Origin of the sequence: Leptolyngbya sp. NIES-2104 (assembly GCF_001485215.1) — a bacterium.
Taxonomy (GTDB): domain Bacteria; phylum Cyanobacteriota; class Cyanobacteriia; order Leptolyngbyales; family Leptolyngbyaceae; genus Leptolyngbya.
In genome coordinates this window covers 1,830,078-1,851,116 of record NZ_BBWW01000001.1, presented here as the reverse complement: position 1 = coordinate 1,851,116, position 21,039 = coordinate 1,830,078, and the positions used below count along the sequence as shown (strand labels likewise).

23 protein-coding genes and 1 tRNA gene are annotated in these 21,039 nt (G+C 47.5%); 7 read left to right on the top strand and 17 right to left on the bottom strand.

The window, feature by feature from the left end; translation table 11 throughout:
• Positions 1-415 precede the first annotated feature (415 nt).
• Entirely contained in the window at positions 416-1,165 is a 750-nt protein-coding gene (locus NIES2104_RS08615) for a TerC family protein (RefSeq protein WP_058997635.1), read from the top strand.
• Positions 1,166-1,452: 287 nt separating this feature from the next.
• Here the strand turns inward: NIES2104_RS08615 and ndk are convergent, their stop codons facing one another.
• A complete protein-coding gene (ndk, locus tag NIES2104_RS08610) occupies positions 1,453-1,902 on the bottom strand; it encodes a nucleoside-diphosphate kinase (protein ID WP_058997633.1) in 450 nt (149 codons plus the stop codon).
• A 142-nt stretch (positions 1,903-2,044) separates the two neighbouring features.
• Between ndk and speA the strand changes: the two genes are divergently transcribed.
• Positions 2,045-4,069 carry a biosynthetic arginine decarboxylase gene (gene speA, locus NIES2104_RS08605; RefSeq protein WP_082689952.1) on the top strand — a complete coding sequence of 675 codons (2,025 nt, stop codon included), beginning with the start codon at positions 2,045-2,047 and terminating at the stop codon, positions 4,067-4,069.
• A 23-nt stretch (positions 4,070-4,092) separates the two neighbouring features.
• Positions 4,093-4,749: a type I restriction endonuclease subunit R gene (locus tag NIES2104_RS08600; RefSeq protein WP_263970931.1), complete on the top strand. Its 657-nt coding sequence runs from the start codon at positions 4,093-4,095 to the stop codon at positions 4,747-4,749.
• A gap of 4 nt (positions 4,750-4,753) precedes the next feature.
• Here NIES2104_RS08600 and NIES2104_RS08595 read toward each other — a convergent pair whose 3' ends face one another.
• Entirely contained in the window at positions 4,754-5,419 is a 666-nt protein-coding gene (locus NIES2104_RS08595; RefSeq protein WP_058997629.1) for an SDR family oxidoreductase, read from the bottom strand.
• Complete coding sequence (locus tag NIES2104_RS08590; protein WP_058997627.1) at positions 5,420-5,971, bottom strand: peroxiredoxin; 552 nt, start codon at positions 5,969-5,971, stop codon at positions 5,420-5,422.
• Between the two features lie 183 nt (positions 5,972-6,154).
• Between NIES2104_RS08590 and NIES2104_RS08585 the strand changes: the two genes are divergently transcribed.
• Complete coding sequence (locus NIES2104_RS08585; RefSeq protein WP_058997624.1) at positions 6,155-6,349, top strand: hypothetical protein; 195 nt, start codon at positions 6,155-6,157, stop codon at positions 6,347-6,349.
• Here NIES2104_RS08585 and NIES2104_RS08580 read toward each other — a convergent pair.
• The 3 genes from NIES2104_RS08580 to NIES2104_RS08570 form a co-directional block, all read right to left on the bottom strand.
• Positions 6,315-6,974 (bottom strand): HAD family phosphatase, encoded by a 660-nt coding sequence (locus tag NIES2104_RS08580; protein WP_225895226.1) that lies wholly within the window; start codon positions 6,972-6,974, stop codon positions 6,315-6,317. The two genes, NIES2104_RS08585 and NIES2104_RS08580, sit on opposite strands and share 35 nt — an antisense overlap.
• Positions 6,975-7,006: 32 nt before the next feature.
• Entirely contained in the window at positions 7,007-7,300 is a 294-nt protein-coding gene (locus tag NIES2104_RS08575; protein ID WP_058997622.1) for a hypothetical protein, read from the bottom strand.
• A 67-nt stretch (positions 7,301-7,367) separates the two neighbouring features.
• On the bottom strand, positions 7,368-7,688 hold the full coding sequence (locus NIES2104_RS08570; RefSeq protein WP_058997620.1) for an RNA-binding protein: 321 nt from the start codon (positions 7,686-7,688) through the stop codon (positions 7,368-7,370).
• Positions 7,689-7,919: 231 nt separating this feature from the next.
• Here NIES2104_RS08570 and NIES2104_RS08565 point away from each other — a divergent pair, with 231 nt between their 5' ends.
• Both NIES2104_RS08565 and NIES2104_RS08560 read left to right on the top strand, forming a co-directional pair.
• Positions 7,920-9,833, top strand: coding sequence for a S9 family peptidase (locus NIES2104_RS08565; RefSeq protein WP_059001627.1), 1,914 nt, complete (start codon positions 7,920-7,922; stop codon positions 9,831-9,833).
• 3 nt (positions 9,834-9,836) lie between these two features.
• Complete coding sequence (locus NIES2104_RS08560) at positions 9,837-10,718, top strand: beta-1,6-N-acetylglucosaminyltransferase (RefSeq protein WP_058997617.1); 882 nt, start codon at positions 9,837-9,839, stop codon at positions 10,716-10,718.
• Here the strand turns inward: NIES2104_RS08560 and NIES2104_RS08555 are convergent.
• On the bottom strand, positions 10,657-11,655 hold the full coding sequence (locus NIES2104_RS08555) for a glycosyltransferase family 2 protein (protein ID WP_059001626.1): 999 nt from the start codon (positions 11,653-11,655) through the stop codon (positions 10,657-10,659). The two genes, NIES2104_RS08560 and NIES2104_RS08555, sit on opposite strands and share 62 nt — an antisense overlap.
• Before the next feature lie 111 nt (positions 11,656-11,766).
• Here NIES2104_RS08555 and NIES2104_RS08550 point away from each other — a divergent pair.
• A tRNA-Leu gene (locus NIES2104_RS08550) sits at positions 11,767-11,848 on the top strand.
• Between the two features lie 4 nt (positions 11,849-11,852).
• Here the strand turns inward: NIES2104_RS08550 and NIES2104_RS08545 are convergent.
• The 10 genes from NIES2104_RS08545 to NIES2104_RS08500 form a co-directional block, all read right to left on the bottom strand.
• On the bottom strand, positions 11,853-12,431 hold the full coding sequence (locus NIES2104_RS08545) for a Uma2 family endonuclease (protein ID WP_058997616.1): 579 nt from the start codon (positions 12,429-12,431) through the stop codon (positions 11,853-11,855).
• An 84-nt stretch (positions 12,432-12,515) separates the two neighbouring features.
• Positions 12,516-15,428 (bottom strand): DNA polymerase I, encoded by a 2,913-nt coding sequence (gene polA, locus NIES2104_RS08540; protein ID WP_058997614.1) that lies wholly within the window; start codon positions 15,426-15,428, stop codon positions 12,516-12,518.
• A gap of 77 nt (positions 15,429-15,505) precedes the next feature.
• On the bottom strand, positions 15,506-16,132 hold the full coding sequence (locus tag NIES2104_RS08535) for a Uma2 family endonuclease (protein ID WP_058997612.1): 627 nt from the start codon (positions 16,130-16,132) through the stop codon (positions 15,506-15,508).
• 287 nt (positions 16,133-16,419) lie between these two features.
• Positions 16,420-17,367 (bottom strand): GDSL-type esterase/lipase family protein, encoded by a 948-nt coding sequence (locus tag NIES2104_RS08530; protein WP_058997610.1) that lies wholly within the window; start codon positions 17,365-17,367, stop codon positions 16,420-16,422.
• Between the two features lie 118 nt (positions 17,368-17,485).
• Entirely contained in the window at positions 17,486-18,145 is a 660-nt protein-coding gene (locus NIES2104_RS08525; protein WP_058997608.1) for a Na(+)/H(+) antiporter subunit B, read from the bottom strand.
• Positions 18,142-18,663: a DUF4040 domain-containing protein gene (locus NIES2104_RS08520; protein ID WP_058997606.1), complete on the bottom strand. Its 522-nt coding sequence runs from the start codon at positions 18,661-18,663 to the stop codon at positions 18,142-18,144. Before NIES2104_RS08520 ends, NIES2104_RS08525 begins: the two co-directional genes overlap by 4 nt.
• On the bottom strand, positions 18,656-18,964 hold the full coding sequence (locus tag NIES2104_RS08515; RefSeq protein WP_058997603.1) for a monovalent cation/H(+) antiporter subunit G: 309 nt from the start codon (positions 18,962-18,964) through the stop codon (positions 18,656-18,658). Before NIES2104_RS08515 ends, NIES2104_RS08520 begins: the two co-directional genes overlap by 8 nt.
• On the bottom strand, positions 18,961-19,218 hold the full coding sequence (locus tag NIES2104_RS08510) for a hypothetical protein (protein WP_058997600.1): 258 nt from the start codon (positions 19,216-19,218) through the stop codon (positions 18,961-18,963). Before NIES2104_RS08510 ends, NIES2104_RS08515 begins: the two co-directional genes overlap by 4 nt.
• A complete protein-coding gene (locus NIES2104_RS08505) occupies positions 19,215-19,598 on the bottom strand; it encodes a Na+/H+ antiporter subunit E (protein WP_058997597.1) in 384 nt (127 codons plus the stop codon). The genes NIES2104_RS08510 and NIES2104_RS08505 overlap by 4 nt, the downstream gene beginning before the upstream one ends.
• Positions 19,595-21,037, bottom strand: coding sequence for a cation:proton antiporter (locus tag NIES2104_RS08500; protein ID WP_058997595.1), 1,443 nt, complete (start codon positions 21,035-21,037; stop codon positions 19,595-19,597). Before NIES2104_RS08500 ends, NIES2104_RS08505 begins: the two co-directional genes overlap by 4 nt.
• Positions 21,038-21,039: the final 2 nt, after the last annotated feature.

Here is a 21,039-nt window from a genome sequence, read left to right as displayed (position 1 = left end):
AGCCATTATTTCGTTACGCGGCTTCATAAATTGAGCGATTTTGAACTGTGGATTACTGAATCGTCTGACTTTTCCACAGTCCTCCGAAAAATGACGATCCTAGCCCGATCCCCTGTGGAAAACTTTCGATTCGATGTGGAAAAGGTGTGGAAAAGAAATCGGCAACTTGTGGATAGCCTGTGGAGAACTTGGGGAAAACCAAGGCATTTGTAAAGTTTTGTTAAGATTTTGAAGAACTCGACTTTCGGCTGTGAGTTGGGCGATCGGATTGGGAATTCTCTATTCTCGATGCCGAAAACTTCCGTAGATCTACGAATCTGGACGGGCTTCTCTCTTTCTGACGGTCATCGCCAATCTAGACATAAGGAGAGATAATAGGGTGTTCTTGCCCCGATCGTTGTTTTGAAGTTCTCGAATGATTGACATAGATATTCCGGCTCAACTCAGTCCCCAAACCTTCCTGCTGCTGCTGGTCTTAGTCTCGTTGGAATGCGTTCTGTCGGCGGATAATGCGATCGCGCTTGCCGCCCTCACCCAAGGCTTAGAAGACCCAAAACTAGAAGGTCGGGCCCTTAATATCGGGCTGATTTTTGCCTATGTGCTGCGGATGTCGTTGATTCTGGCTGCCTCTTGGGTGATTGGGTATTGGCAATTCGAGTTAGCTGGCGCACTCTACCTTTTGTGGCTGGTATTTCAGCATTTTAAGCCCTCCGATGACGACGAAGGAGCGCAACATAAACCCCGATTTGCGTCGTTGTGGCAGGCGATTCCGGTGATTGCGCTGACCGATTTGGCGTTTTCATTAGATAGTGTGACGACTGCGATCGCGGTTTCCCAAGATACCTGGCTGATTTTGCTCGGAGGCACGATCGGGATTGTGGCACTGCGATTTATGGCAGGCTTATTTATCGGCTGGTTGGAAGAGTTCACGCATTTAGAAGACGCGGGTTACATTACCGTGGCGTTCGTGGGCATTCGATTGTTGCTGCGGGTGTTCAATGATCAACTCGTGCCGCCGGAATGGTTGATGATTACGATGGTTGCGATCGTGTTTGCGTGGGGATTTTCCAAGCGAAACGATATCGCGGAAATTGAAGCGATCGTCGAATCACAATCTGAAACGATGCCGGAGATTGAACCTGTTTCGGAGAAAGATCCAGTCTAGAAAATTAAGTCTAAGAGGATGTTTGAAACGTGTTGTTCATTGCAGCGCCCCGCCCTGAAATGGAATTTCGGGCTAATCGGCGCAAGTCCATTAGAAATGGACTAAGAGTCTGAAACTTGCTCCCAGTCTACTTCAGTAGACTTTCGCTCGTTAGCCCGAAATTCATTTCAGGGCGGGAGCGCAACGGAGCGAAGGAACGATTGATACCTTTCAAATACCTTCTAAAAAACAGAACTCCAGCTTCTTTAATAGAAGCTGGAGTTCTCAAATTTCAGCGTCGATCGATATTATTCGTAAATCCACGACAACACGGTCGGTTGCCAATTTACCAATTCTTCTTCCTTAAACCACAGTGCAATCTCGCTCTGTGCAGTTTCCGGTGCATCCGATCCGTGAATCAAATTCCGTCCGATATTTGCGCCAAAATCGCCCCGAATCGTTCCCGGTTCAGCAGCCAGTGGATTCGTTGCGCCGATCACTTTCCGCGCACCCGCAATCACACCATCGCCTTCCCAAACCATCGCCACGATCGGACCTGACGTAATAAACTCAACCAGACTCCCGAAAAATGGACGTTCCCGGTGAACCCCGTAATGGCTCTCTGCCAGTTCGCGACTGACATTCATAAACTTCAAACCGACGAGAGTAAAGCCCTTCGTTTCAAAACGGCGAATGATTTCACCGATCAATTTGCGCTGTACGCCATCGGGCTTAATGGCTAAAAATGTGCGTTCCAAGCTGGACTCCCAAAAATGAAGTGAAATTTACAAAACCTAGATTAGCTCACAACGGCAATTCCGTGATGTGAAAGACTTCTGTTTTTGGGCAGGCGCGATAGACTGGAGGCTTGAAGATTCGTTGCAATGAGGACAAACCACGATGGGAGGACGCTCCGCCACTGCCAAGCCTGAAAAACAAGTACCAGACTCAGGTTTGACAGATGAGGATTTAAACGCCAAAAACGGCAAGAACGGAAAATCGAACGGGAAAGCCCCCGTACCCGAAACCACTCTGAAAAAATGGACGATCGAAGATAGCGAAGAACTCTACCGCATTCAAGGCTGGGGCGATCCGTATTTTTCCATCAATGCTGCTGGACATGTGACCGTTTCCCCAAAAGGCAATCGAGGCGGGTCGCTGGATTTGTTTGATTTAGTCAATGCGCTGAAGCAGCGAAATCTTGGTTTACCGTTGCTGATTCGGTTCTCGGATATCTTGGAGGATCGAATTGAGCGGATTAATTCGGCGTTTTCTAAAGCGATCGCACGTTACAGCTACCCTGGCGTTTATCGCGGCGTTTTCCCGGTCAAATGCAATCAACAGCGGCATTTAGTCGAAGATTTGGTGCGCTTCGGACAGCCGCATCAGTTCGGACTCGAAGCCGGATCGAAACCGGAATTGATGATCGCCTTGGCAACGCTGAAAACTCCCGGTGCGCTACTAATTTGCAACGGGTACAAGGATCGTGAATACATTGAAACGGCGATGTTGGCGAGACGGTTAGGACAAACGCCGATCATTGTTCTAGAACAGATCGAAGAAGTAGAACTCGCGATCGCAGCGAGTAAGAAACTCGGCATTAAACCGATCTTGGGAGTCCGAGCCAAACTGAGCGCACGAGGTATCGGACGCTGGGGCACGTCAGCAGGTGATCGAGCAAAATTCGGCTTAACGATTCCCGAAATCATTCACACGGTGAACCAGTTGAAAGCCGCAGATATGCTGGACTGTCTTCAACTACTGCATTTTCACATCGGCTCTCAGATTTCAGCGATCAGTGTGCTAAAAGAAGCCATGCGCGAAGCCAGTCGAATCTATGTCGAACTGGTTCAACTGGGCGCGAATATGCAGTATTTCGATGTGGGTGGTGGTTTAGGTGTGGACTATGACGGTTCACAAACGAACTTCCACGCCTCGAAAAACTACAGCACTCAGAACTATGCAAACGATGTCGTCGCAGCGGTGCGAGATGCGTGTGCGCTAGCAACGATTCCAGTTCCGACTTTGATTAGTGAAAGTGGAAGAGCGATCGCGTCTCATCAATCGGTGCTCGTGTTCGACATTCTCGGAACCAGTGATGTCGCCGCTGAAACGCCCGAACCGACGAAAGAAGACGAACATATCATCATTCAAAATCTCTACGAAACTTACACCTCGATCGGTGCCGAGAATTTTCTAGAGATGTACCACGATGCAACTCAGTTCAAAGAAGAAGCGGTCAACCTGTTTGGATTCGGCTATCTAACTTTAACTGAGCGGGCAAGAGCAGAAAGATTGTATTGGTCGTGCTGCCACAAAATCATCGGCTTCACCCGTCAGCTTGAATACATCCCGGATGACCTCGAAGACCTTGAGAAAATCATGGCTTCGATCTACTACATGAATCTCTCAGTGTTTCAATCGGCTCCGGACATTTGGGGCATTGATCAACTGTTCCCGATCATGCCACTCCACCGCTTGAACGAAGAGCCAACGAAACGAGCAACCTTAGTCGATTTGACTTGTGATAGTGATGGCAAGATTGATCAATTCATTGATCTGCGCGATGTGAAATCGGTGTTAGAACTGCATTCACTCAAGTCTGGAGAGCCTTACTATCTGGGAATGTTCCTCAATGGTGCATACCAGGAAATCATGGGTAACTTACATAACTTGTTTGGGGACACTAACACGGTTCACATTCAACTCACACCGAAGGGCTATCAGATTCAGCACGTCGTTCGCGGAGATACGATCGAAGAAGTGCTCGGCTATGTGCAATACGATGTGGAAGACATGATCGAAAGCATTCGACTGCAAACCGAACACGCGCTAGAAGACGATCGCATTACCTTACAAGAATCTCAACTGTTGCTCCAAAACTACGAGCGCAGTTTGAGCGGTTACACTTACCTACTGTCGTAAATGTCGATATTGGGGGTGTGATAATGAAAGCACCCCTGATTTTTACGCTTATGTCGATCGCGATTACAGATGCCATTTCAACGCTCGATGAGGCAGAACGACGATTCAACCTGACCAGAACAGAGGATGAATCGTTTTTCTTAGAATGGCAGGCGGATTTACCGGAAATTTCTGCAACGGAGCAAGCTGAATTAGATCAATTGCGACGGCGGTATCTTTATCAGCGATCGACCGGACAGTTGTTAGAGGGAACGGTGACTTTATTGCTGACTTCGCCGCTATTAGCGATCGCTGGTTTTTATGATCCACCCTTTCGAGTCCGAGCAGAAGAATCTGTAGTCTTGACTCTTGATGATAGCGAAGAAGTATTGCAGGGGCGAATTGATGCCTTAGTGCTATTAAATCAGCTTTGGGTCGTTGTGTTGGAATCGAAGAAAACTGCTCTTTCAGTTTGGACGGCTCTACCGCAAACGTTGGCTTATTTAATGGCGAATCCCCACCCGCAACAACCTAGTTTTGGTCTGTTGACGAATGGAGATGACATCTTATTCGTAAAACTGGTGCAGGCTGAATCTCGCTTCTATTCGCTCTCACGAGTGTTTGCACCATTTACTTCTGGGCGAGAACTCTACATAGTGCTGCAAATTCTAAAGCGGATTGCACAAGTCATTGGGGAGTAGTAGCTTACCAAGGTAGTACTTCACCATTTGCGTGCCAGAATGTGCCTGTGTTTTCCAGCGTTAGTTGATCAATTCGATCGAGTAATCCCTTCACCGATTGTTCTGCTGTAATCCCGCCTGCTGTAAAGTTCGTCATGCGAGTTTGAACTAATCCAGGATGCAGAATGGCAACTGGAATTCCACGCGGTTCAAGGTCATGCGCGAGAGATTTTCCCGCCATCGATAAAGCGACTTTCGACATTCGATAGCCGTAGGAACTTCCAGAGGTATTATCTGCGATCGATCCCATTCGACTCGTCATCAACACAATCTTGGAACCTGCTTTAAGGCGAGGTAACAGCGCATGAGTAACCCGCAATGCACCTAAAGCATTGACCTCGAACTGTTCGCGGATGCTATCGAAATCTAAGTTATCTAAGGTGACGCGCTTGATGATGCCTGCATTGTTGATTAGAACATCGATCGACATATCACCTAAGCGATCGCATAATTCCGCAACCGAAGCCTCTGAGGTAATATCAATCCCTGCCTCAACTTGAATTCCAAGCTGCTGCAATTCCTCAGAGGCAGTCCGACAAACTGCGATCATGGTTTCTCCACGCGCTTTTAATTGGCGACAGTACTCGTAGCCAATTCCGCGATTTGCACCTGTGATTAGATAAGTTGCCATTTAGCTCGCTTGTTGCAGTTCATCTAATTTTGCCAGCACTTCGCGACTATGGACGATCGGGTTAACTCCCGTAAATGTCGCTCTGAGAATTCCTTCTGGATCAATGATGTAAGTGTGACGGGCGGAACGAATCCCAAACCAAGAACCGTAAGCTTTACTAATTTTGCCGTTCGCATCTGCAAGCAGCGGAAATTTTAAGCCTTCGGAATCGCAGAAATCCTGGTGTGAGTTCACATCGTCGGCACTGATTCCGAGAATTTGGGTATTACGATCGAGATATTTCGGCATATCTTCCTGAAACTTTCGCGCCTCGATCGTGCAACCGGGGGTAAAGTCTGCTGGGTAAAAATAAGCGACGACCCATTTCCCGCGGTAGTCTGAGAGCGCAACCGTTCCATCGCTGTCATTGCTGGGAAGTGCGAATTCGGGTGCAGGTTGGTTCAGCAGGGGTAATGCTCCACCGAGGGCAAAAGCGGGAAATGTAAAGTTCAGACTGGCAGCGATCGCCAACACACTCACCAGTAAAACTCGAATCAAGTTTCGACGCGACATAGAAACATCTCTGAAATAAAACTTAATTAAAGTTTACCGCGTCGGCTGGATTGTTTCTGAGAATTGCAAGACTGGCACACACGGATTGACGTGCACGAATCTTCCTCAGTATTCTTACAGAAGAGCTTCTACCATTTGAAAGACGCTGTAAAGATCTGCGAGTTCCTACCGAGAATTTGATTTATGCAATCTTCATCTTTTCACGACTTAGAAGCCGCTCCAAAAGCACAGACGGTTCTGGACATCGGCGGAATGTTCGATGCGTTTGAGAACTTAGAAGAAATTTCGCCTGATCTCGACTGGCTCGAAGCGATCGCTGATACTTGGGGAATTTTTCACCCTGCTATTTCAGCAATGCCCACAGTTCAGGAGCCGTAAAGTCCGCGATCGCAAATTTCACCCCCAACTCACACAGCGTTTCTGGTAGCTGAGTTGAAGTAATCCCGATCGTTGAAATCTTTGCTGCTACCGCAGATTGGACACCCGATGGAGAATCCTCGAATGCGATCGCCTGCTGCGGTTCAATTCCAAATTCTTTCAATGCGGCAAGATACGGGGCTGGATCAGGTTTTCCGATGCCTAAATCGTCTGCCAGAATTACGCGATCGAACACTTGATCCAGCTTCAACACTTTCAACATAAAGCGAGCATTTTCACGCGGCGCATTCGTCACGACCGCTTGTTTCAAAGAATTTTGTTTTCCCCACTCAATCAACTCTCGCAAGCCTGCGATCGGTTCGAGTTGCTCAGCCAATTCTCGAAATCGGGCTTCTTTACGATCGGCAAGTTCTTCACTTTCCGCCGCCGTAAGCTGAGGGAGAAACTCCGCAATAATGGGTGGATTCGTCCTTCCGCTCAGGCGCTGTTTATAAATCGTCTCGTCAATGTGCAGGTCAAACCCCTGTAACACATCCTGCCAAGCGATAAAATGCACCGGGTCAGTATCCGCGATCGTTCCGTCCAAGTCGTAAAGCAGCGCTGCCAGCACGAGTCTTACCTTCACAAAACTTCAACTCAGCGTAACGCAGATTGCGATTAAATTCGCGTCGAAATCGATCGTAATTCGTCTGGAATGATCGCATCGTCTGCAAATTCCAACATCGTTTCCGACAATCCCAAATAACCGGACTCCGCAAACGACAACAACATCCGCTGCAACGCAAACCACACTTCCGGTTCATATTCCCAATCGCGCCCTCGTTTCGCCCGACCCGCGATCGACTTAAGCGCCCAAAAATAGCTATTCCGTACGATCGAGCCGCCTTTTTTGAACGGGGGCACATCTTCGTGATGCAGATATAAAATTTCTTGTTCGATTCTCGCTCTCATGCTTCCCACATCAAAAGAAATTCCCCTGTAGCAAACACCACAGGGGAATCAATTCTAGCGAATTCGATTAATAGCGTTGTGAAAAGCCGCCACTGCGACCGCCGCCACTGCGACCGCCGCCACCGCCGCCGCGAGATTGCGATTCTTCACGAGGCTTCGCTTTGTTCACGCGCATATCGCGACCCATCCATTCCGCGCCATCTAGCGCATCGATCGCGGCTTGCTCTTCGGCATCCGTTTCCATTTCCACGAATCCGAACCCGCGCATCCGTCCAGTTTCACGGTCAACGGGAAGCTGAACGCGCTTGACAGATCCGTATTCTGCAAAGATTTCCGTTAAATCTTCGCGTGTAACCTCATAGGACAGGTTACCGACATAAATCGACATTGAAAAAATTCTCCAGAAGCAAAAATGAACGAGGCAATCGTATCGGAGTGTGCCTGCTTTAGCTCAAACAAACTTGCTAGTTTCGATGAAAACAAACGAGTCACTGTCAGAAAAAACAAACGATTCAACCGAGTTGAGACACCTCTCTCTATTTACTGTAACACGAATCTCTAGAGCGAACAGGTTTGTACAATTGCGATAGTTTTAGAGATGGTGATTCGGAGAATTTTTATGGTTGTGGCTTCGTATGGGACGTGGAAGTCCCCGATTAGCTCGGATCTGATTGTGGCAGGCACGATCGGGCTGGGACAAATTAAGTTAGATGAAAAAACAATTTATTGGAGCGAGTCTCGTCCGACAGAGGGAGGACGAAATGTGATCATTCAACATTCAGAGAATGGTCAAAACATAGATGTGACACCCGCGCCGTTTAATGCTCGAACACGAGTGCATGAATACGGGGGAGGGGCATTTATTGCAGTTGGTGGAACGGTTTATTTCTCGAATTTTGCGGATCAGAGATTGTATCAGCAGACGGTTGGAACTGAAGTGATCGCGATTACTCCAGAAGCACCATTAAGATATGCGGATGCAGTTTTAGACAAAACTCGGAATCATTTAATTTGTGTGCGAGAAGAACATGGGGCAACGGTTGAGAATACGATCGCTGCAATTTCCCTCGCGGATCAAAGCCAAACGATTCTCGTGTCTGGTGCTGATTTCTATGCGTTTCCGCGTCTGAGTCCAGATGGTTCTCGCCTGAGTTGGATTTGCTGGAATCATCCGAATATGCCTTGGGATGGGACAGAATTGTGGACGGCATCTATTAATGCAGATGGCACATTAGGAACACCGGAAAAGATTGCAGGCGGTTTAGAAGAATCGATCTTTCAACCGGAATGGTCGCCGGATGGGAATTTAATTTTTATTGGCGATCGTACTGGATGGTGGAATTTTTACCGCTGGAATCCGACCTCCGGAACGATCGAACCGCTCTGTGAAAAAGCCGCAGAATTTGGTTTACCGCTGTGGGTGTTTGGGATGTCTACTTATGGATTTGCTGGAAACAAAATCATTTGTAGCTATACCGAAAACGGTTTAAGTCAGTTTGCCAGCTTAGATTTAACCAGTCTTGAACTATCACCGATTGAAACACCGTATACCAGTATTGCAGGCTTGCAAGTATGTTTCGATCATGCGGTGTTTAATGGTGGATCATCGACCGAACCAAGCGCGATCGTCAAATATGATTTCAAGACTCGACAGTTTGAAGTGCTCCGACGCGCCAGCGAATTGAAGATCGATCCAGGCTATCTATCGACTCCAGAAGCGATCGAGTTTCCCACTGAGAACAATCTCACCGCTCATGCGTTGTACTACGCCCCGAAAAACAAAGACTACACGGCTCCAGAGGGCGAACGTCCTCCGATGTTAGTCAAAAGCCACGGAGGTCCAACCGCTTCGACTTCAGCATCGTTTAACTTAGGAATTCAGTACTGGACGAGTCGCGGATTTGCAGTATTGGATGTGAACTATGGCGGTAGTACCGGGTATGGACGCGCTTATCGAGAGCGATTAAAAGGAGCTTGGGGCATTGTCGATGTCGATGACTGTGCGAATGGCGCGAAATATTTGGCAGAACAAGGAAAAGCAGACGGCGATCGATTAGTCATTGCAGGCGGAAGTGCAGGCGGATATACCACGCTCTGTGCATTAACGTTCCGCGATACCTTCAAAGCGGGAGCAAGCTACTACGGTGTGAGTGATCTAAAAGCGTTAGCCGAAGATACTCATAAGTTTGAATCGCGCTATCTAGATGGATTGATCGGAGCTTATCCAGAGCGAGCCGATTTGTATGATGAACGCTCTCCGATTAGTGCGGTCGATCGCTTATCGTGCCCGGTGATTTTCTTCCAAGGTGACGAAGATAAAATCGTGCCACCGAATCAAGCCGAGATGATGGTTGATGCGCTCGAACGTAAAGGACTTCCTGTGGCGTATGTCTTATTTCAGGGGGAACAACACGGATTTCGTAAAGCAGAAAACATTAAACGCGCCTTAGACGGAGAATTCTATTTCTATTCGCAGGTGTTTAGATTTGAGCCAGCGGATAAAATCGAACCTGTCTCGATCGCAAATCTCTAGCCTATGTCTCCACCCGTTGGATTTATTTTGCTGACTCATGCTCAACCGAAACAGATTCAACGGTTGGTCGATCGCTTAAATCGATTGTTCGATCATCCGCCGATCGTCTTTCACCACGATTTTTCGCAGTGTCCGATGTCGATCGAGCACTTCCCCAAAAACGTCTCTTTTGTACAGCCGCACGTCAAAACTCGCTGGGGTGAGTTCTCCACGAATGAAGCGGTGATCAAAGCAATGGAATTGATGCAGCAAAGGCGCGATCGACCCGAATGGACAATCTCGCTCAGCAGTGCCGATTATCCGATCAAACCTGCCGCTCAAATCATTGCTGACCTAGAATCGAGTCCAGCAGATTTTCACATGGTTGCCGATCGCATCGATCCAGCCAATCTCAAAACAGGCTGGCATCGAGAAATGTATGCCCGCTACTACACGCGCTGGATACCAATGCCAAAATGGATCGCCAATCCACTAAAACTCAACTGGCAAAAACTCCGATTAAAACCAGAAAAGTTCATGCGTCCGTTCGTTCCGTTCAACGCGAACTTTCAGTGTTACGCGGGAGAATCTTGGTTTTGTGCGAATCAACGAGCGATCGATTACATTATCGACTTTCATCACAAGCATCCTGAGATTGCGACTCACTTTCGCTGGGTGATGTTTGCCGATGAAGTCTACTTCCAAACGATCATCGGCAATGCTCCACATCTGAAGCTTGATCCGAACGATTGGCGCTACAAAGATTGGTCAGCCGGGGAACCGCACCCAAAAATTCTCGATCAATCCGATTTACCCAAATTCCAAGCGTCTTCGGCTCACTTTGCTAGGAAATTTCCTCCGGATGCGCCTGTGTTGGATGATCTCGATCGAATGCTTTTTCCGTAACTTGTTCAAACCCTGCAACCTCTGACAGCGTGTAGAGCGGGCGGTTTTTCACTTCCTCGTAAATTCGCCCGATGTACTCGCCTAAAATTCCAATGCTCAAGAGTTGCACTGCACCGAGAAAAAAAATCGCAACGACGATCGTGGATAGTCCGGTGAGTGGCGATCCAGGATAAGCAATCCGCCAGTAAAACACCAGAATCATCATAATCACTGCCACAAACGCCGCGAACAATCCCACATACGTCGAAATCCGCAGCGGCACACTTGAAAACGACACTAACCCACTAATCGCCAACGTCAGCGATTGGTGAAAGGTATACTTCGCATCGCCCGCAAATCTTGGATCGCGATCGAACTTCACAGCAGTCTGACGAAATCCAACCCACGATCGCAGTCCCCGAATATACCGATTTCGTTCCGGCATCGCATTCAAGACATCGACCACTTGCCGATCCATCAAGCAAAAATCTCCGGTATCCGTGGGAATTTCCACATCTGCAAGCTGTTTTAGCAATCGATAGAATACGTAAGCTGTCGATCGCTTAAACCAGCCTTCTTTGCGTCGCTGTGTCCGTTGAGCATAAACGACCTGATAGCCTTGCTGCCATTGCTCGATCATTTTTGGAATCAACTCAGGCGGATCTTGCAAATCTGCATCCATCACGATCGCAACCCGACCCCGAACGTGATTCAATCCAGCGGTCACTGCCACTTGATGCCCGAAATTTCTCGCCAAGCTGAGATAGCAGACTCGTGGATCATGGTGATGGAGTTCGCGCATGAGCGGTAATGATCGATCGCGACTGCCATCGTTAATCAAAATGATTTCGGTCGAACCATCCAGACGATCGATTACCGCACGAATCCGCTCATATAATGCTGCGATCGTGGCTTCTTCGTTGTAGATCGGGATGATCAGGGAGTACTTTGGCGACATAGCAATTGAGCGCGACTTGCTCGATCGTGCCATTAATTGCCAATTCGATCTTCCGTTGGTAATTAATTCTTGATTGAAATGCGATCGATGCTGTATAATAAAGACACATCCGGGCGGATGGCGAAACTGGTAGACGCACCACACTCAAAATGTGGCACCGAAAGGTATGGGAGTTCGATTCTCCCTCCGCCCATAGGCTATAAACCTCTTCTGAATTCAGAGATAGCACCGATCATATCTGTCTCAGCCACTAGAACACAGCGGCTCAGTGTGGCAATGTCCAAATCCTCGAATCCTAAAATCTCACTCCGCTGAATTTTCCGATATCTTCCCTCCGATAATCGATACAGTGCGAAGACTCCATCCTCCCAAAACCAAACCTCCGGGAGTTCTAAAGCTTGATATCGAGGCAACTTAGATTCATTTCCACTGCTAAAGACGATCTCGATCGCTAAATCTGGAATCGCCTTACGTTCCCCCACATAGAAACTTTCGTCAGGCTGAAGAAACGCTACACCTTCTCTTTCTCGATCGGCTGATCCGACCGGGATAAATTGGAGCTGTTTTTCAAGGCAGTAAATCCCAATTAAAAAAAGGATGATGCGACTGAATAGATCATGGGCTTCGGAGGGCATGGAAATCCCGATCGTATTTTCAAAGAAGCTGAGTTTGACGTTGCGGGAATTCTCAAACGCTTGTTGCAGCAGTTTGAACTGTGCCCAAGTTCGATCGGGAATCGAGATTGTATTGAGTTGAGCGCGAATTTGCGTCTTCATGCCGAGAAATTGAATGCTTAAGCAATATGATAAGGCATGAAAAAAGCCCTAATTTTGAAGTTCAAGGCTTTTTCGGTTTGTTTACTATTTTGTGTCCATCCAGTTGTTTCCAGCGCGAATATCAACCATCAGCGGCACACTTAGAGAAACAGCATTTTCCATCACTCGCTTGATCTTAGGCTGCAATTCTTCCCAAGCATCGGGTTCGACTTCAAACACTAATTCATCGTGTACCTGTAGCAATAAATGAGCCGGGTAAGCTTTCAAGACTTCATGTAACTGCGACATGGCGATTTTAATAATGTCAGCACTAGAGCCTTGAATTGGGGCGTTAGCCGCGGCTCTGAGGGCTTGTGCCTCGAACTGATCGCGCAACTTCAGCTTATCGAGTTGAATTTCATCGGGGGAAGTTCCGCGCAGTTTTTTCACCGAATCCGATGAGAAATTAAAGTAGCGTCGTCGTCCTTTGATCGTCTCGACATAGCCATTGGCGATCGCTTCTCGCTGCATCTGTTGGAGATATTCAAAAACGCGGGCGTAACGGGTGTTGAATCGATCGATAAAGGTTCGCGCTTGAACGGTGGTCACTCCGGATTCTCGTGCGAATCGCTGTGCGCCCATGCCATAGATCACACCAAAGTTGATAATCTTACCCAATCGCCGTTCTTCAGAAGTGATGTCTTCTTTTTCTAGCAACAATCGAGCGGTCAATGAGTGAACATCCTCATTGTTCCGATAGGTTTCGAGCAAGACAGGCTCTTGGCTCAGATGCGCCAGAATTCGCAATTCAATCTGAGAATAGTCTGCTGCAACCATCAGCCAGCCTTCTTTGGGAATAAAAGCTTTGCGGATTTGGCGACTAAAGGCTGTCCGAATCGGAATGTTTTGCAGGTTCGGATTCGAGGAAGAGAGGCGACCTGTCGAAGTGACGGCTTGGTTAAAGTCGGTGTGAACGCGATCGGTCTTTGGATTAATCAGGGTTGGAAGTGCATCCACATAGGTAGATTTAAGCTTCGTTAAAGTTCGATGTTCGACAATTTTATCCACCACTGGATGATCACCCTGAAGTTTCTCTAAGGTTGCTGCATCAGTGGAATGCCCTGTTTTGATCTTGCGGGATTTCTTTCGATCGAGTCCCAATTTCTCGAATAGCAATTCGCTTAATTGTTTCGGAGAGCCGAGACTAAACTTTTCTCCTGCGGCTTCGTAGGCTTCGATTTCGATGCGATCGAGGTCTTCTTTCAAGTTCTTAGAAAACTCTTGCAGATACTCACGATCGATTCTGACTCCAGTTGCTTCCATCTCTGCGAGTACTGGTTCAAGCGGCTGTTCGATTTCAATCAGTAACTCATGCAGCGTTGGTAGTACTTCGAGTTCCGATCGCAGTTTTGGCACGAGGTTAAACACACCATAGACATCCATGCCGCAATAGTTCGCAACGGCTGGAATCTCCACTTCTCCAATGTGCTTTCCTTTCGGAACTAAGTCTTCGTAGTCCTGTGCATGAATGCCGAGATAGCGATAGCTCAAATCGCTTAATTTGTGACTCGCTTCGGGATTGAGAATATAGCTTGCTAACATCGTATCGAAGACGACACCTGCAAGTTCGATGCCTTGAAAGCGGAAGACTAAGCGATCGAACTTTGCATTTTGCAATGCTTTCGGATAGTTCACATCTTCGAGAATTGGACGCAAGGCTTCAAGCACGATCGCTTTATCTAAGTTCGTTCCTGAGGTATGACCGATCGGAATGTAAGCCAATGAATCTGATCCAGAATTCCAGCAGCAACCAATTCCAATGAGGTCAGCTTTGATCGGATCAAGATCGCTGGTTTCTGTGTCCCAAGCCACCGGAGTTTTATCGCTCTTATGGGTTTTGAGTTGTTTTGCCAAAGCGTCTAATTTCGCTTGGGTATCAATGATTTGAGGTGCGATCGAGACTGGCTCAAATTTTTCTGCTTTCTCGGTTTCTTCTGCACTAAAGAACCACAGATCATCATCGGCGTATTGAGGAATGATCGGAGCTTGTTTTGCCGCTTGCTTTGACCCTTCTGTTTCAGAAAAGTCTGTTTCGCCGCTCAGTTGTGCTTTCCACTTCTCGATCTTGTTGATGAACGATTTGAATTCCAATCGCTCGATCCAGGATTTAACCTTGTCTTCGTCGAATCCCTGAAGTTTACAATCCTGCGGATCGACCTCTAACGGAACATCTAAATGAATTTGCGCCATCCATTGGGAGTGACGTGCATCTTCGATTCCCGTTTCTAATTTCTTCTTGACGGCTCCTTTGATTTCGTCGATCGATTCATACACTTTCTCCAGCGATCCATAAGTCGTCAGCAATTGAACCGCTGTTTTCTCTCCGATCCCTTTCACACCCGGAATGTTATCGGAAGCGTCCCCACAAAGCGCTTTGAAATCTACCACTTGAGAAGGGAGAACTCCAAGCTTCTCTTTGACTTGCTCAACTCCAAATTCTTTAGGCGGCGGCGCACCTTTTCCATAAGTCGTACTCATGTAGAGGACTTTGATTTTGCCCTCGGAATCGACTAGCTGGAACATATCGCGATCGCCACTCAAAATCCGCACCGTAAAGCCTTCCTGACTCGCTTTTCGCGCCATTGTCCCGATCACGTCATCGGCTTCGTAGCCCTTGGAAATAACGATCGGTAAATTCATCGCCTTCAACAATTCCTGAAGATTCTCTAGATCCGGCATGAAATCTTCAGGCGTTTCTGGGCGACCTGCTTTGTACGTTTCATCGGCTTCGTGGCGATAGGTTGCACCACCGAGATCAAACGCGATCGCTAAATAATCCGGTTTCTCAGCTTCCACAGTTTCAAGTAACGCCTTGAGGAAGCCATAAGAAACGCTCGTTGGAATTCCAGTTGAAGTGCGTAAGCCACCATCGCGACCTTTCGCAAACGCAAAATAGGCGCGGAATGCGAGAGAATGACCGTCAACGAGAACGATTTTGGGAGAAGAAGTAGCGCTCAAAATACCGATCGGGGAATGAAGACAGATTCCATTGTAGCGACCCGTTGCAGATTCAATCCTCTACTCAGGAAATGCTTTTATAATCGCGATCGCAGTTCTCGAATCGCAACTCCGCTTCCCCGCTCTGCCGCATCTTCTAAGCATTGAAACGCGAGCATTTTCACATCAATATTAGGAAAGAATCTACTCTTGGCTTTCAGCACATATTCATCGTTTTTCAATTGATGAATCGAGAATCGTCCTTTTTTGAATAACCACACCTCTGGAACTCGATACGGTAGATAATCTTCCGCAGCACTGTAGGTGGTCACATCAATTTCAATCACTAAATCCGGTGGTGGCTCACTTTGCCAATCAATCCGATTTTTTCCAACCGCTGCTTGCCAGTTATCGATATAGAAGCAGTAATCCGGTTCGATTCCCGATGATTCAGGAATGTCCATCGTAATTGGCGTGAAGGCTTCATAATTTCGGTCTTCACTGTCGAGCAATGCTTCCACAACTCGTGCAAGTAGATGGGCTTCTCGACCGTGGCGGGGCATCGGACTCATCAGTAAAATCTCTCCATCGCGAAACTTAATTCGAGGAATCGATTTATCCCCTCGACTGTCCCGCAGCACACAATAGTCTTGCCATGTTCCTGGCATTCGCACGACTGTACCCGGCGGAAGTTGAATTTTGTTTTGTGAAATCACAGCGTACATCACAAAGCCTCAATAATGCAGGTATTCAATCATAACCGATGCAAAGTTTGGGCGAAGTTAGAGGGTGTTTTAAAAGTAGCCGTTGATTGCATTCACCCGCCCTGAGCTAAACCTCCGGGCTAACCGAGGAAAGCCCCCTCAACGGGACTAAGCGCCGCAGAAATTGCAATTTAGCCTGCTTTAGCAGGGTTGCGCCCATTAGCCCAGAGGTTTAGCTCAGGGCGGGATCGAACCGTAGCGAAGTGTCCTTAAATACTTTTCAAACGTCCTCTTAGAGAACACGATCGCTAATTTGAAGCTGCCACAGTACTACCGGATTCTTCAAACACCGATCGCCAAGCCGCATAACCTTGAGCGCTCAAATGAATTCCGTCTGTCGTGTATTCCGATAAAATTTGTCCATCGTGATCGACGAATTGAGAAAACAAATCGAGAAAAGAAATCCCTGATCGCTCGGCGATCGCTTTTAGCTGCTGATTGATTCCCGCAATTTGATCGTTTGGAATGCGAGGCGATCGGGTCGGTAAAATCGACTGCAACACAATTTTCGCGTTCGGGTGCATTGCTTGAAGTTGTGCAATAATCCGCTGAATGTTCCACACAATCTCAGTATCACTTGCGCCCATTTTCAAATCATTCACGCCTGCCATTAGATAAATCTCAGACGGTCGTGTGTTCGCTAAATCGGGAAGCCGCGTCAAAATATTCCAGGTTGTGTCACCTGAAATGCCCTGATTGAGCCAGATTTGAGAGGACTTTAATCGATCGACTGGAAACCACAAACTCAGAGAATCACCTAGGAGAATCGACAGATCTCGATCGCTATTCCGTCTTGCAACTGCTCTCGATTCCATCGCCAACAGTTTCCGCCACTGTTCATACGTCGGCTGTACGGCTGCATCTTGCCAAACCTCTCGAAAACTATCGCTCGGCAATCGAGTATAAAGCTTACCAACTCGCAGAGCCGCTAATCGTTGTAGATAAAGTTGCCCACCGGATTGAGGCATCGATCGGGCTGAATCTGTCGCGATCGAAAACTCAGGTTGCGCGATCGATTCCACAGGCGCAACTGTGCGAGTCGTCGGAATCGTGCTAAGCATCAATGGCGACAAGCTTGGAGTAGCAGCTTGCGGATCTGCTACAGGTGCCGGGAACTTTTCGAGCAGGGAGAGCGCCAGAGGAGACGAAGCGAACGTCGAAAGAACGGCAAATGTAAAGGCTGTAGAGGATGACATAGACGATCGGATAAGGGCTGTTTATCCTTAACGTGATAAATATCACACACTCAGGATCGTTTCGCAATCCTCAGACAGACTTTTGTCTAAATTTTTGTCTATCTTGAGTAGGAAATTTCTAGAGCAGCCCGCGATATCGAATAAACACTAGAATCACAGCCCAAGATCCCAACGCCACTTTGATCGCGACCAAGATATTCAAAATCGGCAACATTCCCCCACTGAACAACTCCCCTAGTTGTCCATGCGGCAATTCATACCCCGCTAGTGTCACGATCGACAACACAATAAACACCAGCACCGACACCTTTTCCCAAGTCGCCGCCTTCCACCGTTGATATACGCCCTGCATCCATTCCGGTGAAGAAGTCATCGCCACAAGCCCGATTGCAGTTCCACCTGCGACTCCAGCCGCAAATCCACCGCCCGGACTGAGATGTCCTCGAATCGCAAGTTCGATTCCGACTAATGCCGCGATCGTCGCTCCTAATCGCGCCAACAGAATCGAAGTTTCATCGGTGAACTGGCGCACTTGGCTTAAAGGTCGTTCGTTTGCCAGTAAGTAACTTGCGCCCATAATTGCGATCGTAAACACAATCACTTCAAAAATCGTGTCATACAACCGATTTCGCAAAATGATTCCAGAAACAACATTCGGCACACCGCTATCTTTTAGCACCGCATCCACGATCGAATAGGGCAACTGAGGCATTGGATCAACGAGCAGCACCATTTTGAAAAAAAACACTACTCCTGCTGCGATATAAACCCAGATCACGAGTGCACCTCCAGTTGAGTTGGATTGAGATAGCGGATATCAGCTTCGCCGAGTTCTGGTTGCAGAATTTCGTAAAGGCGGTGGAGTCGAGTGGTCGTGTGATATGCGCTCGATCGCACACAGGTTGCATGAATTTCTTTGCTCAATAACGCTTGCTGCAAACTTTCATGATCCGAATACAACACTAATTCAACTCGTAGATGCCACGGTTTAAAGATTTTGCGGAATTTTTCAGCGACTTCTTGGAACTGTGGATCGGCTTGGCTCCCTTCGACAATACCCAGCCGAAAAACTAACGACGATCGCACTGCAACTGCATAGAGAGAAACCGCTAACAATGTTCCCACTAAGGCTTCGGTCAATGCCACATCTGCTGCACCTAACACTGTATAAACTAACGCCGAGACTGCTCCCAAAATTCCTCGGATCACGAGTGCATGATACGGATTCACCTGGAATACGAGCATCGAAGCTGCGATCGGGATTAATGCTGTCATCACATAGATATAGCTATCCATCCACATTCCTCCGCGCGATCGCGAGATTTGCCACAATCTGCCGACTCGAACAGTTCGCTAACACATATCCAAGCATCGTATTCCAAAGCGCTAAAGACAAGATCGCTAGAATCAACAGCGGTAATTCTCTCGGACGCTGAAGCAGTAAGCCGAAAATGATCGCGATCGAGCCTAACGTATCAGATACAGATAGATTGTGCAGCTTGAATAACACCGATCGCGTTCCGAGTAGAAACGAAGTTCCCCAGAACCAAAAGATCAATCCGATTCCAATAGAAACATAGGTTAATAGATCAATCATGCGTCCCCCAACTGCTTCAGAATATGTGCTAACAACATAAATCCAGCATTACCAACCGTCAGAATAATCACACCCACGACTCCGATCATCCAATCATCTCGCAGCACCGACACGAGTAGAATCATCACCGCCGCTTTGGTTGAAACACTCGACAACGCCAACATCGTCTGCCAGATGTCTTCATCTTTCCAAGCTTGATAAATTGGAATTAACATTGCCGCGATCATGGCGAATAGAACAAGGTTCAAAATCATGATTCTTTCCTCGGTGTGACGTGATGCACTTCGTACCAACCTTCATCGAGATAGTTTAGAACAGTCGTTTTGGGCGTAAAGGTAATCAAGAAAATATCAAGAAAAATCAGTCCCCGCGATCGACCCGATTTCACCCGCTCCATCACAATTTCTTCTTCGGTGTGCGGCTTTAGAATCAGTTCCACCGCCTCTTTATAAGCTTGTGGAATTGCCAAAATGATTGTTCCAAGCGATCGCAGCAAGCTTTTCAATCGTTCTGGAGGCGTAGACGGACGCGGGAGAACAAGCGCGATCGCGACTCCAATTAGAATGTTCAGCCAACCAAAATTTGCAGTCAGTAATAACCAAATAGTTAATCTCAAGATAAAGTGCCCGATCATGCAAATGCCCTCCAGAACCAAAACAGCAAAATCATGGTCAAGCTCATCATTCCGACAAGATGATCAAAGTACTCGAAAGTGCGAGGAAGCTTCACGTTTAATCGTTTGAAAACTGCTAGATAAGCAATCCAACCGAGGAAGATCGTAATCAAGGGTTTTGCAATGTTCTCTAGACTATAGGCTTCGTAATACACTACATTTGCAACCACTAAACCGCCCAGTAAGAGCGCGATCGCTGCCCAAAATCCTCTCCGAAGCGGTTTCGCATCACTGATGGTCTGATGTGGCAGAAAGATAAATTTAGCAAACGAAATCGCGGTTCCTAATGCTGCGATGTTCATTCCGATCACTTGCCAGGGTAAGAGGTTTTTCATGGTGAGTACTTTTGCCCCGAAGCCTGACAGCAAAGGAAATCCAGAGATCGAGAAACTTGCGATCGCCAATGCAATCCAAACCGATCGTGGGATCGGTTGCTGTTGTAATTCCTTTAAGTTCCGACTCGGTAACACTCCAGTAATCAAAAACAAGGAAGACTTTACCAATCCATGTGTGAGCGCATAAAATCCCCCAACTTCCGGTGCTGCTAAGATAAATCCCAACTGTGAAACGGTGTGAAATGCCAGAATCCGCTTCGTATCTTTCTCGAACACCGCGTAAAACACACCCAATAACGCAGTTGCAACTCCGAAGATTCTAACGATCGGATCAACTTCTTCGAGAAACAACGCGCATCGAACTAACGGCAACACCGCCGCTTTCACCACGACACCGGACATGAGTGCTGAAACTGGCGCTTCTGACTCCGAATGTGTCATCGGCAACCACAGTCCAGATGCAAAAATCCCACCTTTTACTGATAGTCCTAAAAATATCAATGCCAATGCTTCTGGAGGTGCGCCACGCAAGCCAGCAAAATCAAATGAATGATGGGTTTGATAAACCAGCACTGCCCCAACCAAGTAGAACAGCATGGCAATGTTACTGACAAAGAGATAGCGCAATCCGACCCAAATGGATCGATCGCTTCTCGGATAAGCAATCAGCAAAAACGAGGCAATACTGAGAACTTCTAACGCGACATACAAACTAATAAAGTCTGAACATGCTAATGCTGCATTAATACTGCCGTGTAGAATCAGCGTTTGAGCATAAAAGAAGGTTGTCTTATTCGTGCCCCAACAGTAGATCAGAACTGCGATCGTCACCAGCGCATTTGTGATGATAAAGAATCCCGCCAGTGGATCGAGCACCAAGCTCACTCCAAAATGATCGAGCAATCTTAAATCAATTGGGGTCTGCGATACAAAAAGCTGAACTGCATAAGCTGCCGAAAACAGTGCTCCGAGCATTGCCAACACTCGATCGAGCCTTGGCAGCAGATAAATCATAAAGCCCACCACAAACGGAAAGGCAATCCAAATCAGGGTTAGTTCTGTCATGG